The organism is Burkholderia sp. F1, assembly GCF_050813845.1.
GTDB lineage: Bacteria > Pseudomonadota > Gammaproteobacteria > Burkholderiales > Burkholderiaceae > Burkholderia > Burkholderia ubonensis.
Genome location: NZ_CP172422.1, coordinates 3280119 through 3295381, shown reverse-complemented (window position 1 = coordinate 3295381; position 15263 = coordinate 3280119). Strand labels below are relative to the sequence as shown.

The following is a 15263-nucleotide window of genomic DNA, read 5'->3' as shown; positions in this document are numbered from 1 at the left end:
CCGTAGGCGGTTTTCTCAAAAGTGTACGAAAGGCGCAAGTGAAAAGCAAAGCTATTGCCGTGCGCCGTCAATAAACTGTTGCTCACCCTCATCGCAACAGTCAACCATGCTCACGATCTACAGCAGCGATCATCGCCTGCATCGCGGCGTCGAACTGAAGGACGGCGCGATCACCGATTCGTTCGAAAACCCCCAGCGCGCCGAAACGGTGCTCGCGCAAGTCAGGGCCACCGGCCTCGGCGACGTGATCGCGCCGCAACCGTTCGACCGCGCGTGCTATGCGGGCGCGCACAGCCGGCGCTACGTCGATTTCCTCGCGGGGGCCTGGGACGAATGGCGCGCGACCGGCCGCACGTGTCAGGCGCTGCCGCTCGTGTGGCCGGTGCGTGCGATGCCGGCCGCCGCGACGCCGCCCGCGTTCATCGACGGCAAGCTCGGCTTCTTCGCGATGGATGCGGGCGCGCCGATCAATGCCGGCACATGGGGCGCGGTGAGCGCAAGCGCGAACTCGGCGCTGACGGGCGCCGACCTGCTGTCTGACGGTACGCGCGGCACGCGCGCGGCGTTCGCGCTGTGCCGTCCGCCCGGCCACCATGCAGGCCGCGAGTACATGGGCGGCTACTGCTACCTGAACAACGCGGCGATCGCGGCCCAGCACTGCATCGCGCGCGGCGCGTCGCGCGTCGCCGTGCTCGACGTCGATTTCCACCACGGCAACGGCACGCAGGACATCTTCTACGACCGGTCGGACGTGCTGTTCGTGTCGATCCACGGCGAGCCGTCGGTGTCGTACCCATACTTCTCCGGCTACGCGGACGAGCGCGGCACGGGCGCGGGAGAAGGCTTCAACCTGAACCTGCCGCTGCCGAAGGGCACGCTCTGGAACACGTATGACGAAGCGCTCGGCCGCGCCGCGACGGCGATCGCGGCGCACGCGCCCGACGTGCTCGTCGTGTCGCTCGGCGTCGACACGTTCGAGCACGACCCGATCAGCCACTTCCGCCTGCGCTCGCAGGACTACCTGCGGATCGGCGAGGCGCTCGCGCGCCTGAACCTGCCGACGCTGTTCGTGATGGAAGGCGGCTACATGGTCGACGAGATCGGCATCAACGCGGTCAACGTGCTGCTGGGCTTCGAAGGCCGCGCGTGAGCGTGCCGCGCGGACCGTTTCAACGGCGGCCCTCCGGCTGCCGCAAACCGATGGAGCAACAAGCATGACGCGATATCTGGATGTGACGAGCGTGTCGAAGCTCGTGACGGAGGTCGGGGTCCCGCAGATCCTGACGACGATGGCTTCGTACATCGAGCAGGACTACCGCCGCTGGGAGACGTTCGAGAAGACGGCGCGCGTCGCCAGTCATTCGCCCGACGGCGTGATCGAGCTGATGCCGACTTCCGACGCGCGACTGTATGCGTTCAAGTACGTGAACGGACACCCGAAGAACACGAAGGCCGACCTGCTGACGGTGATGGCGTTCGGCGTGCTGGCCGACGTCGATACCGGCTATCCGCTGCTGCTCAGCGAGATGACGCTGACGACGGCGATCCGCACGGCCGCGACTTCAGCGCTGGTCGCGCGCTTCCTCGCGCGCAGCGACGCGCGTTCGATGGCGCTGATCGGCAACGGCGCGCAGAGCGAGTTCCAGGCGATCGCGTTTCACGAGATGCTCGGCATCGACGAGCTGCGCGTGTACGACATCGATTCCGCGGCGACCGACAAGCTGGCGAGCAACCTCGCGCCGTTCGCGGGCCTGCGCGTGATCCGCTGCGCGTCGGCGGCCGACGCGGTGCGCGGCGCGGACATCGTGACGACGGTCACCGCCGACAAGACCAACGCGACGATCCTGACGCCGGACATGATCGAGGCCGGCATGCACGTGAACGCCGTCGGCGGCGACTGCCCCGGCAAGACCGAACTGCATGCGGACATCCTGCGGCGCGCGCGCGTCGTCGTCGAGTACGAGCCGCAGACTCGCATCGAAGGCGACATCCAGCAGTTGCCGGCGGATTCTCCGGTGGTCGAGTTCCAGCGGATCGTGTCCGGCGTAGAGAGCGGCCGCGAGTCGGACGCGCAGGTGACGGTGTTCGACTCGGTCGGCTTCGCGCTCGAGGATTTCTCGGCGCTGCGCTATCTGAACGCGGCGGCGCGCGAGCGCGACATCGGCATCGAGCTCGACCTCATTCCGACGCCGCGCGATCCGAAGAACCTGTTCGGCGTCGCGCTCGGCAGCGAGGAGCGCATGGTGCCGGATGCCGCGGGGCGCGTGATGCTCGCGGCCCTCCGGCATTGACGGCTCGCACCACACGAACAACATACCCACCAGGAGACAGACATGAACCGACATCACAGGAACGCACTGGCCGCGGCCGTCGCCATGACCTGCGCGCTGTCCGCGCACGCGGACGAAATCGTGCGCATCGGCCACGTGGCGCCGCTGACCGGCGCGATCGCGCACCTCGGCAAGGACAGCGAGAACGGCGCGCGGCTCGCCGTCGAGGAGATCAACGCGAAAGGGCTCGTGATCGACGGCAAGAAGGTGACGCTGCAGCTCGATCCGCAGGACGACGCCGGCGACCCGCGCACCGCGACGCAGGTCGCGCAGCGGCTCGTCGACGACAAGGTGGCGGGCGTCGTCGGCCATCACAACTCCGGCACGTCGATCCCGGCGTCGCGCGTCTACCGCGACGGCGGCATCGTGCAGATCTCGCAGGCGGCGACCAATCCGACGTACACGCAGCAGGGGTTCAAGACCACGTACCGGGTCGTCGCGACCGACGCGCAGCAGGGCCCCGCGCTCGCCGCCTATGCGGCGAAGCGCATGGGCATCCGGACCGTCGCGGTGATCGACGATGCGACCGCATACGGGCAGGGGCTCGCGACCGAGTTCGAGAAGGCGGCGAAGGCGGCCGGCCTGAAAGTCGTGTCGCGCGACGCGACGAACGACAAGGCGATCGATTTCCGCGCGATCCTCACGAAGATCAAGGGCGAGAATCCCGACGCGGTCATGTACGGCGGCATGGACGCGACGGGCGGCCCGCTCGCGAAGCAGGCGCGCCAGCTCGGCCTGCGCGCGAAGATCCTCGGCGGCGACGGCGTGTGCTCGACGGACCTGCCGAAGCTCGCGGGCGCCGCGTCCGACAACGTCGTGTGCTCCGAAGCCGGCATCGCGCTCGAGAAGATGCCGGGCGGCGCGGCGTTCGCGAAGCGCTACGAGGCGCGCTACCACCAGCCGCTGCAGGTCTATGCGCCGTTCTCGTACGACGCCGTGTACATCATCGTCGACGCGATGAAGCGCGCGAACTCGACGTCGGCCGCGAAGGTGCTGGCCGCGATGCCGGCCACCGACTATCGCGGCGTGATCGGCGAGACCAGCTTCACGCCGCAAGGCGACCTGAAGCACGGCGCGATTTCCGTGTACTCGTACCAGGCCGGGAAGAAGGTGCTGCTCGACATCGTCCGGATGTGAGGCGGCTTCCCGCCGCTTACCGGGCCAGCGCCTTGCGGTAGACCACGAAGCCGGATTTTTCCGCGACGGTGTCGTAGAGCCGCATCGCGGTGTGATTCGTCTCATGCGTATGCCAGTAGACGCGTTCCGCCCGCGCGCTGCGCGCGGCCGCATACACGGCCTCGATCAGCGCGCGCCCCACGCCCTTGCCGCGCTCGCGGTCGAGCGTGAACAGGTCCTGCAGGTAGCAGGTCGGGCCGATCAGCGTCGTGCTGCGGTGATACAGGAAGTGCACGAGCCCGACGAGCGCGCCGCCGCGCTCCGCGACCAGCGCATGCACGGGCTCGTAGCAGTCGAAGAAGCGGGACCACGTGAGCTTCGTCACTTCGAGCGGCAGCGCCGTCTCGCCGAAACGGCCATAGAAGCGGTTGTAGCCGTCCCACAGGGGCAGCCAGCGCTCGTAGTCGTCCTCCCGGACGGGGCGTACGGCCAGGCTCGCATCGGTAGCGTTCATGTGCATCGACCTCTCGTTGGCGTGGAAATGTCGCCGCCACCGGCGTGACCGGCAACGGCGCAGGCGTTTACGATAGAAAAATCGTGGCACCATGTGTAGATCCATGCCTAACACGAATCCTGGAGCCACGATGGACTACGGCGTATTGCTGTCGATGTTCGAACGCGAAGGCGGGCGGCACGGCCCCGCGCGGATGTCGCAGCAGCATCGGCTGTACGCGTGCCTGCGCACCGCGATTCTCGACGGCAAGATCGCGGAAGGCGCGCGCCTCGCGCCGTCGCGCACGCTGGCAGACGAGCTCGGCATCGCGCGCAATTCCGTGCTGTACGCCTATGAACGGCTGGCCGCGGAAGGCTTCGTGATCGGCACGCGGCAGGGCACGGTGGTCGCGCGCGTGGGGCTGCGTCGTCCGGCGGTCGAGACGGCCGGCGCGTGCGGCGATGCCGTGCTGTTGTCGCGGCGCGTCGCACACGTCGTGCGCGCGGCCGACGGCATCGACGAATCGCTGCCGTTCGTGCCCGGCACGCCCGCGCTCGACGAATTCCCGCTCGCGCAATGGCGGCGCTGCATCGAGCGCGCATGGCGCGAAGCCGGGCCCGTGCAGCTCGGCTACCAGTCGCCGGCGGGCGACGCGACGCTGCGCGACGCGATCGCCGGCTACCTGCGCGTGTCGCGCGGGGTGCGCTGCAGCGCGGAGCAGATCGTCGTCACCGACGGCACGCAGAACGGGCTGGACCTGTGCGCCCGCGCGCTGGCCGACGCCGGCGACACCGCATGGATCGAGAACCCCGGCTATCACGGCGCGCGCAATGCGTTCCTGGCCGCGGACCTGCGCGTCGCGCCGATCGGCGTCGATGCCGAAGGGCTGGCGCCGCGCGCGGAGGACTGGCGCGATCGCCCGCCGAAGCTGATCTACATCACGCCGTCGCATCAGTATCCGCTCGGCGCGGTGATGAGCCTCGAGCGGCGGCTCGCGCTGGTCGCGCAGGCGCGCGCGGCCGGCGCGTGGATCGTCGAGGACGACTACGACAGCGAGTTCCGTCATCACGGCGCGCCGCTCGCCGCGGTGCAGGGCCTCGCCGACGACGCGCCGGTGGTCTATCTCGGCACCTTCAGCAAGGTGATGTTTCCGGCGCTGCGGATCGGCTTCCTGGTCGCGCCGCCGGCGCTCGCGCGTGCGCTGCGCGAGACGGCCGGCGCGCTGATGCTGCACGGGCGCGCGGTCGAGCAGCGGGCGCTGGCGGACTTCATCGAGGCCGGGCACTTCACGCGCCACCTGCGGCGCATGCGCAGGCTGTATGACGAGCGGCGCGCCGCGCTGCAGGATGCGCTCGAGCGGCATCTGCGCGCGCACCTGACGGTGTCGGGCGGGGCCGGCGGCATGCACTTGTCCGCACGGCTCGACGTGCCGGTGGCGGATGTCGAGCTCAGCCGCGTCGCGCAGCGGCACGGGCTGATCCTGCGCCCGCTGTCGACGTTCTGCCTGCCGGGAACGGAGCAGGGCTACAACGGCCTCGTGCTCGGGTATGGCGGCGTGCCGGCCGAGCAGATGGACCGGTTCGCGCGGCGGATCGGCGACATGATCGCGCTCGCGGCGGCGGGCTGACGAAACCGGTCGCGTTCGCACAGTGCGTCGTAACGATCGATAGCCTATCTGGCCGGACGATTCGGTGCGGCGCCGCGTCGTCCGTCACGTTTGCCGAGCCGGCGGGCTGGCGTGTGCGCGGTGCGGGCCGCGACGCACCCGGGGCAGTGACGGCCGCGCCGGATCGTGTCATGTGACGAAATCGTGACGGGGACGTGATGGGAGCGTGACATCGCGCGCACGAATGGCGCGAGTTTGATGTGGCCGGCGTCGCGCGTGATGTGCCGGCGGAGAGATCAGAAGGCCGCGATGTGCGCCAGACGGGCGAACGAGTGGCTGCTCACCAGCTCGACGATGGTCTGCGTCGACACGCTCGTCGGCAGCGACGCGACGGCGGACGACTCGAACCAGCTGCAATGCACGATCTCGTTGCACGCCCGGGGCATGGCGCCGGGCGCGACGTCGGTGACGAACACGTGGTGCAGCTTCGCCAGCCCGCCGAACTGGAACGCGTATTCCACCGGCAGGTTCACCAGTCCCGTTTCCTCCCACAATTCGCGATGCGCGGCCGCCAGCGGCGATTCGCGGCGCTTGACCATGCCGCCCGGCAACGACCAGCGGGACGGCCTGCGCGCGACGAGCAGGATGCGCGCGCCTTGCCGGCACACGATGGTCGCGCGTTCCCGGACGATGGCGGCGGCTTCGGGGCGGAGGCTCATGATTGCTGCGGGGCGATTGATGCGGACTGCGATGGACGACAGCGGCAATCATGACATGCCTTGACGTCGCGTGGTGACGAAATGACGGTGCCGGATACGTTACCGAAAAGAAAGAATCTCCGCGCGCGCAAGCGTGCGGGATCAAGGGGCGGCGCGCGCTCGACGCACGGTTTGCGATGCGCGTCTCGATGGCGCGCACGATGCCCGACCGCTCATCCCACCGTCGATTGCAAACATTTCGTCATTTAGCTAATATTCAAAATATTCAACGCTACCGAGTGAGCCTCTGTGGATGACGTAACCCGCATCAGCGCCCTTGCCAACGAAAGCCGGCTCGCCGTGATGCGCTGGCTCGGGAACCCGAAAAAGCATTTCCCGCCGCAGCAGCACGCCGACATTGAAGCGGTCGGCGTGTGCTGCACGTTCATCACCGAGAAGCTCGGCATCGCGCCGGCGACGACCACGCGTCACATGCAGATCCTCGCGGATGCCGGCCTGGTGCGCGCGACCCGGCTCGGGAAATTCACTTACTACAAGCGGATCGACGCCGAGCTGAAGCGGCTGAGCCGCGATCTGTCGCAACTCTGAGAGAACCCACATGGATGAACTTGACCTGCTGGCGGACGCGGATCGACGCGCGCACGCCTATCTGGCGTCGGTGGACGCGCGCCGCGTGTTTCCGGATGCCGCCGCGCTGGCGAACCTGGCCGTCTTCGACGAGCCGCTGCCCGAACACGGGAAGCCGGCCGACGACGTGCTCCGGCTGCTCGACGGCGCCGGTTCGCCCGCGACGGTCGTGTCGAACGGCCCGAACTACTTCGGCTTCGTGATCGGCGCCGCGCTGCCGGCCGCCGCGGCGGCCGAGCGCCTGATGCTCGCGTGGGACCAGTGCGCGTCGTCGTTCGACAATGCGCCGTCGGCCGCGACGATCGAACGGCAGGCGGCGCGCTGGGTCGTCGACGCGCTCGATCTGCCGCGCGACAGCGCGGTCGGCTTCGGCACCAGCGCGACCGCGTGCACGCTCGTCGCGATCGCCGCCGCGCGCCGCGCGCTGCTCGCGCGCAAGGGGTGGGACTTCGAAGGCGATGGCCTGATCGGCGCGCCGGAGGTCAAGGTGGTGATTTCGGCGCTCGCGCACATCACGGTCAAGAAGGCGCTGCGGGTGCTCGGCTTCGGGATGAAGCGCATCGTCGTCGCGCCGGTGGACGCGCACGGGCGCATCGATCCCGATCGCCTGCCGCCGCTCGACGACCTGACGATCTTCTGCATGCAGGCCGGCGAAGTGAACACCGGCGAATTCGATCCGTTCGCGGTGCTCGTTCCGCGCGCGAAGGCGGCAGGCGCGTGGGTGCACGTCGACGGCGCGTTCGGCCTGTGGGCGCGCGCGTCGTCGAAGGCGGCGCTGACCGACGGCATCGACGGCGCGGACAGCTGGACGACCGACGGCCACAAGTGGCTCAACACGCCGTACGACGGCGCGATGGTGATCTGCCGGGACGCCGACGCGCTCGCCGTTGCGATGAACGCCGACGCCGCGTATTCGAGCGCCGCGCGGGACGCGCAGATGAACCTCAACCTCGAGTTCTCGCGACGGGCGCGCGGCATCCCGATCTGGGCCGCGTTGCGCTCGCTCGGCCGCGATGGCGTCGCCGCGATGATCGACCGGCATTGCGCGCTGGCGTCGCGTGTCGCGACGGGCTTGCGCGCGGCCGGCTATGACGTGCTGAGCCGCGTCGTGCTCAACCAGGTGCTGGTGCGCGCCGATACGGACGCGCAGACCGTCGCGATTCGCGAGGCCGCGCAGGCGTCGGGCGACGTGTGGTTCGGCCCGACCGTGTGGCAAGGGCGGCCGGCGTTCCGGATCAGCGTGTCGTCGTGGCGCACGGAGGAAGCGCACGTCGACCGGCTCGTCGACTTGCTCGCCGAGTTGTACAAGCATCACTCGGCGTAAGTGGGGCGCGGCGGGCGGGCCGAGCGTCCGTCCGCCGTGCTGCGGCCTTCGGAGTTTCGCCAACTCGCACAGTCCCGCTATCAATCAAAGCCTCGCGCAATTCGCAATAATTGGCATCTCGGTTTAATTCGATGGATTATATTTTAAGGGGATTAATTAATATCTATCGGAACTGGTGCCGCCGCCATTCATCATAACAATAAATTATTTGTCCGCCTCCGACCCGCTGCTAGTCTCGTTTACGCGCGAATGGCTGATATTTAACCGCGCTAACGAAGTATTTAAAGAAAGTCAGGAGGCGGAAATGAAGACGCTAAAAACAAGTGGCCGCGCATCAATCAAAACACTGTTCGCATCGTTATTCCTGATGGTTACCCTGGCCGGTTTTTCCGAACAGGCAGGCGCGCAAACGGTCATTTGCACCGGAAGCGAGACGTTGTCATTCAATCCGGCATTGACGAACACCCAGCGGAACCTTGTCGTGACGGACACGGCAAGCCTGTCGCCGTGCCTCGTGGTGGGGGTGTCCGGCATCAACTCGGCCACCGAGAGCGCTCAAGGTGTTGCCGATTTATCGTGCCAGATGTTGCTTGGCGGAGGACCCGCGACGAAAGTCATCCGCTGGTCGAACGGACAGTCCAGTACGTTCAGCTATACCGCCACGAGCAGTGCGGTCAACGGGAATTTCGTCATTACGCAAACGGGTAACATTTCCGCTGGATTATTCAAGGGTCAATCCGCCGTCGGCGTCAGCACGCTCACGTCCCTGAGCCAGCCTGATTTTCTTACTGCTTGCGCCGGCAGCGGCATCACGAATGTAAGTGGAGGGACCACGCTGACGATCGCCCCGCCGCTTTGATTCATAAATGGCAACAAATGGCAACTGACCTTCGGCAAGTGATTGAAAAGCCCGGAAGCATACGGGCCACCGGATCGTCCCGAAATATCGCAAAATAGCGTTCACGCTGAACCGTCGCGATCCGTTCCTCCTTGCCCGAAGGTCCCGCATGATCGACTCGTCCGCCGTTGCGGCGGTGTTTTCCGTCTATGTCGCCGGCGTCGTGATACCCGGCCCGAACTTCGTCGCGGTCGCGCATCGCGCCGCGTCCGGCGCGCGCGCCGAGTCGCTCGCGCTCGTCGCGGGCATCGTGATGGTCAACCTGTTCTGGGCGAGCTGCGCGATCCTCGGCATCGGTGTCGTATTCGCCGTGTTTCCGTGGCTCGCGGCGCTCGTGCGCGTCGCCGGCGCCGCCTATCTCGTCTGGTTCGGGCTGCGGCTCATCGCGGCTTCGGGCGCGCCCGGGCAGCCCCGCGCGGGCGCGGCGGCCGGGTCCGCCGGGCTGCGTCCGGCGTTCCTGCACGGCGTCGCGACCAACCTCGCCAATCCCAAATCGATCGCTTTCTATGCGGCGGTGTTCTCGTCGGCCGCGCCGGCCCATGTGTCGCCCGCGACGTTCTTCGCGATGCTGGCGACCGTCGGCGTTACCGCCGCCTGCTGGTACGGATTCGTCGCGCTCGTGCTGTCGCATGACGCGATCGCGTCCATGTATCGACGCGCGAAACGCTGGGTCGACCGCGTCTGCGGCGCGCTGATCGTCGCGCTCGGCATCCGGCAGTTCATGCGCTGATGCGTTTTCGGCATCCGCCGTCCCCTCCCCCCAAAACGTTGCAAGCCTCGTTGCGAGAACAACCATGTCCACACAACCCCGTGAACTGCTGAAAGCCGCCGATATCGCAAACATGGAACCGGAGCGCGCGGTCCATTCGCTGAACGGCAACGCGGTGCGCCTGCGAAAATCGATCGGCGACCTGACCGGGCTCACGCAGCTCGGCGTGCACCTGATCACGCTGATGCCAGGACACGCGTCCGCCGAGTATCACCGGCACTGGTATGAAGATGAGTTCGTCTACGTGCTGTCCGGGAGCGGGACGGCGACGATCGGCGAGCAGGACCACGCGGTCGGGCCGGGCGATTTCCTCGGCTTCGCGCGGGGCGGCGACGCGCATACGCTGGTGAACACCGGTGACGAGCCGCTGGTGATTTTCGTCTGCGGGCAGCGACTCGAGCACGACGTGTGCGATTACCCGAGAAGCGGCAAGCGCATGTTCTGGGCCGGGAAGCGCGAGGCGATGATCGATCTGCCCGACGACGAGGAACAGGCATGATCCGGTCATGTTCATGAACGACGCGCGGCCTGTCGCACTCGTCACCGGCTCCACGTCGGGCATCGGCGCCGCGATCGCGCGGCGTCTGTCGGCGGACGGCTACGCGGTGATCCTGCATTCGAGACGCTCCGCCGAAACGGGGCAGGCGATGGCGCGCGCGCTGGGCGCGGCAGCATACGTGCAGGCCGATCTGGCCGACGACGCCGAGCGGGTGCGGCTGGTCCGCGACGCGCTCGCCGTGTGGGGCAGGCTCGACCTGCTGGTCAACAACGCGGGGATCAGCCGCGTGATTCCGCACGACGATCTTGCCGCGGCCACGCCGGCGATCTGGCAGGAATTGCATGAAGTCAACGTGATCGCGCCGTTCCGGCTGGTCGCCGAAGCGGAGCGGGCGCTGCGCGAAGCCGCGTCGCGGGGGCGGCCCGGGTGCGTCGTGAACGTCAGTTCGCACGCGGGCGTGCGGCCGAAGGGCGCGTCGATTCCGTATGCGGCGACGAAGGCGGCGCTCAACCACCTGACGCGTCTGCTCGCGCTGTCGCTCGCGCCGGACATCCGCGTCAATGCGGTCGCGCCGGGCCTCGTCGACACGCCGCTGACCGCCGGCTGGACGGATGCGCAGCAGCGCTGGCGCGAGCACGCGCCGATGCGCCGCGCGGCGCAGCCGGACGACGTCGCGCAGACGGTCGCGATGCTGGCCGCGTCGGACTATGTCACCGGCGAGGTCGTGCTGCTCGACGGCGGGCTGAACCTGACGTAGGGATGGAATGCCGCAAGGTAGCCGGGAGCGGCGCCAGGCGGCGCGCCGCTTCCGCCTACCCGAGCAAATGCCGCAGCACGCCGGCCGACACGATGCCGATCGCCACGGTCGGCAGGATCGACAGGCGGGTCGCGGCCAGCAGCGTGACGGCCAGCGCGAGCAGGTCCGCGGGCCGGCTCGACACGAAGGCCGGCGCGATCACCGAGATCAGCACGCAGCCGGGCACGTTCTCCATGACCGCCGTCATGCGCGGGCTGAGCGTGCGGTTGCGCAGCATCACGTAGCCGAGGATGCGCGACAGGTACGTCGTCGACGCCATCAGCACGATGGTCGCGACGGTGTGGAAATCAGGCATCATCGCGCGGCTCCCACAGCACGGCGGCGATCAGCCCCGCGCACGCGCCGGCCGCGACGTACCACGCGCCCGGGACGGCCAGGTGCGTGGCGGCCGCGACGACGAGACTGACGAACCACGGCCGGCTCGCGCGCATGCCCTTCCACATGCCTCTGAGCAGCACCAGGAAAACCGCCGTGAACGCCATGTCGAAGCCGTACCGCTCGACGTCGCCGATCGTCGGCCCGAGCGCGGCGCCGAGCGTCGTCATCGACAGCCACGTCATGTAGAGGCCGGCGGCCACGCCCGCGTAATACGGGACGCTGATGTGGTCGGCCGAGCGCTGCCGCGCGTCGGCGAGCGACATCGCCCAGCTCTCGTCGCACATGAAGAACAGCGCCGCGAACGCGCGCCTGCGCGGCAGGCGCCGGATGTACGGCGCGAACGCGGCGCCCATCAGGATGTGCCGCGAATTCACCAGGAACGACATCGCGACGATCAGCGCGATGTGCGGCGGCGAGGTCCACAGCCGGATGGCCGCGAATTCGGAGCCGCCGCCGAAATTGAGACCGGTCAGCATCGGCACTTCGAGCAGGCTCAAGCCCTTCTGCGCGGCCTGCGCGCCCAGCACCAGCGCAAACGGAACGAAACCCAGCATCATGGGCAGCGACGCACGCAGGCCGCGGCCCATCTCCAGCAAGAACGCGGACTGCTGGCGCAGCCCGGTCGACGTTGAAACACTACTGCTCATCACACCTCCTTCGGGAGAAGGATTGTCTGCTTTTTTGACTCGAATCGGGTTGCGTTGTGGCCAGTTCTTTCGGAGAATTTGGCATCTAACGCGCGATGCGCGGATTTTTTGGAATTGGATGCCAAATGAAGCTTGATGCCATCGACCGGCGGATCCTGAGCGCGCTCCAGCGCGACGGCCGCATGCAGAACGTGGAGCTTGCGCACGAGGTCGGGCTTTCGCCGTCGCCGTGCTTGCGGCGCGTGCGGTTGCTAGAAGAAGCGGGCGTGATCGAGAAATACGTGGCCGTGCTGAACCCCGCGAAGGTCGGCAAGGGGCTGACGATCTTCACGCGCGTGTGGCTGAAGGGGCAGGACGCGGAATCCGTGAACCGCTTCGCCGAGGCCGTCCAGCAGATGCCGGAAGTCGTCGAGTGCCATCTGATGGCGGGCGACTGCGATTTCCTGCTGCGCGTCGTCGCGGCCGACATCGACGACTACCGGCGGTTCCAGATGGAATACCTGACGCGCATTCCGGGCGTGCTGAGCGTGAAGACCGACATTCCGATGCAGAAGGTCAAGCTCACGTCGGCGCTGCCGACCTAGCGCCGCGCCGGTCACATTCGCCGGATAAACTGGCGGGCCATGCCGCTTCGCCGCGCGCCCGGTCATGCGCCGGGACAGATGCGCTACTTCTTGTCGAGCCATTCATGCAGCCACTCAACAATCCGTGGAATTCGCTGGAAATCGTCAAGCTCGTGCTCGGCGTGCTGACGCCGCTGTCGGTGGCCTGCCTCGGCTGGCTCGTCGCGCGCCGGCTGAAGCGGCTGGAGCTCGTGCAGTGGACCAACCAGAAGCTGATCGAGAAACGGCTCGCGCTCTACGACGCGGTCGCGCCGCTGCTCAACCAGCTGCTGTGCTTCTACACGTGGATCGGCCACTGGAAGGACATTTCGCCGGACGACGTGATCCGGGCCAAGCGCGAGCTGGACCGCGCGTTCCACATCTACCGCTACCTGTTCGGCGACGACGTGTACGACGCGTACCACACCTACATCCATGCGCTGTTCGAGACGCATACGGGCGCGGGCCAGGATGCGCGGATCCGCTCGCTCGTCGAGGCGCCGAACGGCGATCGCACGAAGCATGGCACGTACGCATGGAACCCGGCGTGGTACGAGCGGTTTGCGACCGAGAACGTCGTGGACGGCGCCGAAGTGCGCACGCACTACACGCGGCTGATGGAGGTGCTGCGCGTGTCGCTGGGCGCGAACCGGTGAAACGGTGAACGGGCGGCCGGCGCGACGCGGGCGGTCAGCTCCGGCCGGCGGCCGCGAGCCGCGCGGCGAGCCCGACGAACACGGTGCCGAGCAGGTACTGCGGCAGTTTCGACGGACGCCGGCGCGCGCCGATCCGGCGGCTCAGCCGGCTCGCGGACACGATGACCGCGCCGTTGACCACGAGGCCGACCAGGTTGAGCACGGTCGCGAGCACGAGAATCTGCACGGCGATCGAGCCGTTCTCCGGCCGGATGAACTGCGGGAACAGCGCCAGCACGAACAGCGCCATCTTCGGGTTGAGGAGGTTCGTCGTCAGGCCCTGGCGAAAGATCGTCGCGGTGGAGCGGCGCGGGGCCGACGCGTCCGGCGTCAGCGACGTCGCGTCCGAGCGGAACGTCTTCCACGCGAGATAGAGCAGGTACGCGGCGCCGGCGAAGCGCACGGCGTCATACGCGATCGGCACGGCCAGGAACAGCTGCGACAGGCCGAGCGCGGCGGCCAGCGCGTGACAGTAGGTGCCGGCCTGGATGCCCGCCAGCGTGGCGAACCCGGCGCGCCGGCCCTGGCTGACGCTGCGCGACGCGATCAGCAGCATGTCGGGGCCGGGCGTGGCGGTCAGCGCGAGACACGCGCCCGAAAACAGCGCGAGCGTGGAGAAGTCGATCATGGGCGTTCCTCTGCACCGGTTCGGCGCAAAAGGAGGAACAGTGTAGGAACGCGCGCGATGCCGGTCAACCGGGATGGCGCGTGGCCGACGCGACGCGGCACTACACCCGGTCGAGCAAGTCGACGAGCAGCTTTGCGCCGTCGGCCCCTTTCGTGGAATCGGTCCACAGCCGGTCGATCATCTTCCGATACATGGCGACGGCATCGGCCGACGTGGTGATCGTCGCGATGCCCGTGCGAATGTTCGGCAGCTCGCCGAGCCGGAACGGCGACACCGCGATATGCGCGCTGTCGTCGTCCTCGAAGATCTGGAAGGTTTCGTTCGGCAGGTTGTCGCTGACGATCCCGATTCGTACGCCTTTCGCATCGTCCTCGAGCATCCCGACGATCCGCATCACCTCGCGGCGCGCGGCCAGTTTGCGCTCGAGCTGCACGCCGGTCGGCAGCCCGAGGCGGCCGACCAGGCCGTGGTGCAGGAACTGCTCGATCTGGCGCAGCCCGATCAGGCTCGTCACGTTCAGCGGGGCGCGCCGGAACGCGGCCTTGCGGTCCGCGAGGATCGCCATCACTTTCGACAGCGTCTGCCGCCACGCGGCGTCGGTCAGCGACGGCGGGATGCTTTCCTCGAGCATCTGGCGCAGCCAGCCTTCGTAGTCGTCGGACGTCAGCAGGAACGAGAACGGATCGAAATGCGCGACGATCCGCTGCGAGCGGCTCTCGAGCTGCCGCATGCGCTCGAAATAGCTGATCGCCGAATCGTGATACTCGACCTCGACGCCCATCAGGTTCGCGAGCGACACGCCGAACAGGGCGGCGAGCCGCTCGAGCGTATCGATCTTCACGATCTCGCCGCGTTCGAGCTTGTAGACCGCCGCGCGCGAGATGTTCAGCCGCTCGGCGACATCCTCGCTGCGCAGCTCGGCGGCCATCCGGTACGCGCGCAAGCGCTCGCCAATGCTGTTGAAATCGAAGCGCGCGCCACGCAGGCGTGTTTTTCGGGAACCGGCTGTGGGCATGGAGTACCTCTGGGTGGCAGGTGAAAAAAACCGACAAACACCATGTTGCGCGAAGGCGCCGCGCGGCCGTCATGCCGGAGTCGCCGCGATGGCTGATGTT

At 67.8% G+C, this 15263-nt stretch carries 18 protein-coding genes; 12 read left to right on the top strand and 6 right to left on the bottom strand.

The features are described 5' to 3' along the window. The first annotated feature begins 106 nt into the window (after nucleotides 1-106). The 3 genes from ACFIMZ_RS33350 to ACFIMZ_RS33340 all read left to right on the top strand — a co-directional run bounded on the left by ACFIMZ_RS33350 (nucleotide 107) and on the right by ACFIMZ_RS33340 (nucleotide 3467). Complete coding sequence (locus ACFIMZ_RS33350; protein WP_431823681.1) at nucleotides 107-1150, top strand: histone deacetylase family protein; 1044 nt, start codon at nucleotides 107-109, stop codon at nucleotides 1148-1150. A 64-nt stretch (nucleotides 1151-1214) separates the two neighbouring features. Next, nucleotides 1215-2291: an ornithine cyclodeaminase gene (locus ACFIMZ_RS33345; RefSeq protein ID WP_431823680.1), complete on the top strand. Its 1077-nt coding sequence runs from the start codon at nucleotides 1215-1217 to the stop codon at nucleotides 2289-2291. A 42-nt stretch (nucleotides 2292-2333) separates the two neighbouring features. Beyond that, entirely contained in the window at nucleotides 2334-3467 is a 1134-nt protein-coding gene (locus tag ACFIMZ_RS33340) for a branched-chain amino acid ABC transporter substrate-binding protein (protein WP_431823679.1), read from the top strand. Nucleotides 3468-3483: 16 nt separating this feature from the next. On the opposite strand, the gene ACFIMZ_RS33335 is transcribed toward ACFIMZ_RS33340, so the two are convergent. After that, nucleotides 3484-3960: an N-acetyltransferase family protein gene (locus tag ACFIMZ_RS33335; RefSeq protein ID WP_431823678.1), complete on the bottom strand. Its 477-nt coding sequence runs from the start codon at nucleotides 3958-3960 to the stop codon at nucleotides 3484-3486. A 130-nt stretch (nucleotides 3961-4090) separates the two neighbouring features. Between ACFIMZ_RS33335 and ACFIMZ_RS33330 the strand changes: the two genes are divergently transcribed. Continuing rightward, nucleotides 4091-5566, top strand: a complete 1476-nt coding sequence (locus tag ACFIMZ_RS33330; RefSeq protein WP_431823677.1) for a PLP-dependent aminotransferase family protein — start codon at nucleotides 4091-4093, stop codon at nucleotides 5564-5566. Between the two features lie 275 nt (nucleotides 5567-5841). Here the strand turns inward: ACFIMZ_RS33330 and ACFIMZ_RS33325 are convergent, their stop codons facing one another. Then, a complete protein-coding gene (locus tag ACFIMZ_RS33325) occupies nucleotides 5842-6264 on the bottom strand; it encodes an NUDIX hydrolase (protein WP_431823676.1) in 423 nt (140 codons plus the stop codon). Between the two features lie 288 nt (nucleotides 6265-6552). Between ACFIMZ_RS33325 and ACFIMZ_RS33320 the strand changes: the two genes are divergently transcribed. The 6 genes from ACFIMZ_RS33320 (at nucleotide 6553) to ACFIMZ_RS33295 (ending at nucleotide 11138) form a co-directional block, all read left to right on the top strand. Further along, the gene (locus ACFIMZ_RS33320; protein ID WP_431823675.1) at nucleotides 6553-6852 is read left to right on the top strand and encodes an ArsR/SmtB family transcription factor; all 300 of its coding nucleotides are present in this window, start codon (nucleotides 6553-6555) and stop codon (nucleotides 6850-6852) included. Between the two features lie 10 nt (nucleotides 6853-6862). Then, entirely contained in the window at nucleotides 6863-8215 is a 1353-nt protein-coding gene (locus tag ACFIMZ_RS33315) for a pyridoxal phosphate-dependent decarboxylase family protein (protein WP_431823674.1), read from the top strand. Nucleotides 8216-8423: 208 nt separating this feature from the next. After that, entirely contained in the window at nucleotides 8424-9074 is a 651-nt protein-coding gene (locus tag ACFIMZ_RS33310; protein WP_431823673.1) for a hypothetical protein, read from the top strand. A gap of 148 nt (nucleotides 9075-9222) precedes the next feature. Then, nucleotides 9223-9843, top strand: coding sequence for a LysE family translocator (locus tag ACFIMZ_RS33305; protein WP_431823672.1), 621 nt, complete (start codon nucleotides 9223-9225; stop codon nucleotides 9841-9843). A 64-nt stretch (nucleotides 9844-9907) separates the two neighbouring features. Beyond that, a complete protein-coding gene (locus ACFIMZ_RS33300) occupies nucleotides 9908-10381 on the top strand; it encodes a cupin domain-containing protein (RefSeq protein WP_431823671.1) in 474 nt (157 codons plus the stop codon). A gap of 13 nt (nucleotides 10382-10394) precedes the next feature. Further along, the gene (locus tag ACFIMZ_RS33295) at nucleotides 10395-11138 is read left to right on the top strand and encodes an SDR family NAD(P)-dependent oxidoreductase (RefSeq protein WP_431825428.1); all 744 of its coding nucleotides are present in this window, start codon (nucleotides 10395-10397) and stop codon (nucleotides 11136-11138) included. Nucleotides 11139-11193: 55 nt separating this feature from the next. On the opposite strand, the gene ACFIMZ_RS33290 is transcribed toward ACFIMZ_RS33295, so the two are convergent. Beyond that, nucleotides 11194-11493 (bottom strand): AzlD family protein, encoded by a 300-nt coding sequence (locus ACFIMZ_RS33290; protein ID WP_010097871.1) that lies wholly within the window; start codon nucleotides 11491-11493, stop codon nucleotides 11194-11196. Then, nucleotides 11486-12223, bottom strand: coding sequence for an AzlC family ABC transporter permease (locus ACFIMZ_RS33285; RefSeq protein ID WP_431823670.1), 738 nt, complete (start codon nucleotides 12221-12223; stop codon nucleotides 11486-11488). The genes ACFIMZ_RS33290 and ACFIMZ_RS33285 overlap by 8 nt, the downstream gene beginning before the upstream one ends. 125 nt (nucleotides 12224-12348) lie before the next feature. On the opposite strand from ACFIMZ_RS33285, the gene ACFIMZ_RS33280 reads away from it, so the two are divergent. Beyond that, nucleotides 12349-12807: an Lrp/AsnC family transcriptional regulator gene (locus ACFIMZ_RS33280; protein ID WP_006486309.1), complete on the top strand. Its 459-nt coding sequence runs from the start codon at nucleotides 12349-12351 to the stop codon at nucleotides 12805-12807. A 104-nt stretch (nucleotides 12808-12911) separates the two neighbouring features. Continuing rightward, a complete protein-coding gene (locus ACFIMZ_RS33275; RefSeq protein ID WP_431823669.1) occupies nucleotides 12912-13481 on the top strand; it encodes a hypothetical protein in 570 nt (189 codons plus the stop codon). Between the two features lie 34 nt (nucleotides 13482-13515). Here ACFIMZ_RS33275 and ACFIMZ_RS33270 read toward each other — a convergent pair whose 3' ends face one another. Further along, nucleotides 13516-14148 (bottom strand): LysE family translocator, encoded by a 633-nt coding sequence (locus ACFIMZ_RS33270; protein ID WP_431823668.1) that lies wholly within the window; start codon nucleotides 14146-14148, stop codon nucleotides 13516-13518. Nucleotides 14149-14248: 100 nt separating this feature from the next. Then, nucleotides 14249-15163: a helix-turn-helix domain-containing protein gene (locus ACFIMZ_RS33265; RefSeq protein WP_060170466.1), complete on the bottom strand. Its 915-nt coding sequence runs from the start codon at nucleotides 15161-15163 to the stop codon at nucleotides 14249-14251. Nucleotides 15164-15263: the final 100 nt, after the last annotated feature.

What these genes read in the sequence shown, in the direction of transcription:
- ACFIMZ_RS33340 (WP_431823679.1), top strand. Translation starts at nt 2,334, where the DNA reads ATGAACCGACATCACAGGAACGCACTGGCCGCGGCCGTCGCCATGACC.
- ACFIMZ_RS33290 (WP_010097871.1), bottom strand. Translation starts at nt 11,493, where the DNA reads ATGCCTGATTTCCACACCGTCGCGACCATCGTGCTGATGGCGTCGACG.
- ACFIMZ_RS33335 (WP_431823678.1), bottom strand. Translation starts at nt 3,960, where the DNA reads ATGAACGCTACCGATGCGAGCCTGGCCGTACGCCCCGTCCGGGAGGAC.
- ACFIMZ_RS33325 (WP_431823676.1), bottom strand. Translation starts at nt 6,264, where the DNA reads ATGAGCCTCCGCCCCGAAGCCGCCGCCATCGTCCGGGAACGCGCGACC.
- ACFIMZ_RS33280 (WP_006486309.1), top strand. Translation starts at nt 12,349, where the DNA reads ATGAAGCTTGATGCCATCGACCGGCGGATCCTGAGCGCGCTCCAGCGC.
- ACFIMZ_RS33305 (WP_431823672.1), top strand. Translation starts at nt 9,223, where the DNA reads ATGATCGACTCGTCCGCCGTTGCGGCGGTGTTTTCCGTCTATGTCGCC.
- ACFIMZ_RS33315 (WP_431823674.1), top strand. Translation starts at nt 6,863, where the DNA reads ATGGATGAACTTGACCTGCTGGCGGACGCGGATCGACGCGCGCACGCC.
- ACFIMZ_RS33350 (WP_431823681.1), top strand. Translation starts at nt 107, where the DNA reads ATGCTCACGATCTACAGCAGCGATCATCGCCTGCATCGCGGCGTCGAA.
- ACFIMZ_RS33330 (WP_431823677.1), top strand. Translation starts at nt 4,091, where the DNA reads ATGGACTACGGCGTATTGCTGTCGATGTTCGAACGCGAAGGCGGGCGG.
- ACFIMZ_RS33295 (WP_431825428.1), top strand. Translation starts at nt 10,395, where the DNA reads ATGAACGACGCGCGGCCTGTCGCACTCGTCACCGGCTCCACGTCGGGC.
- ACFIMZ_RS33275 (WP_431823669.1), top strand. Translation starts at nt 12,912, where the DNA reads ATGCAGCCACTCAACAATCCGTGGAATTCGCTGGAAATCGTCAAGCTC.
- ACFIMZ_RS33285 (WP_431823670.1), bottom strand. Translation starts at nt 12,223, where the DNA reads ATGAGCAGTAGTGTTTCAACGTCGACCGGGCTGCGCCAGCAGTCCGCG.
- ACFIMZ_RS33345 (WP_431823680.1), top strand. Translation starts at nt 1,215, where the DNA reads ATGACGCGATATCTGGATGTGACGAGCGTGTCGAAGCTCGTGACGGAG.
- ACFIMZ_RS33265 (WP_060170466.1), bottom strand. Translation starts at nt 15,163, where the DNA reads ATGCCCACAGCCGGTTCCCGAAAAACACGCCTGCGTGGCGCGCGCTTC.
- ACFIMZ_RS33270 (WP_431823668.1), bottom strand. Translation starts at nt 14,148, where the DNA reads ATGATCGACTTCTCCACGCTCGCGCTGTTTTCGGGCGCGTGTCTCGCG.
- ACFIMZ_RS33300 (WP_431823671.1), top strand. Translation starts at nt 9,908, where the DNA reads ATGTCCACACAACCCCGTGAACTGCTGAAAGCCGCCGATATCGCAAAC.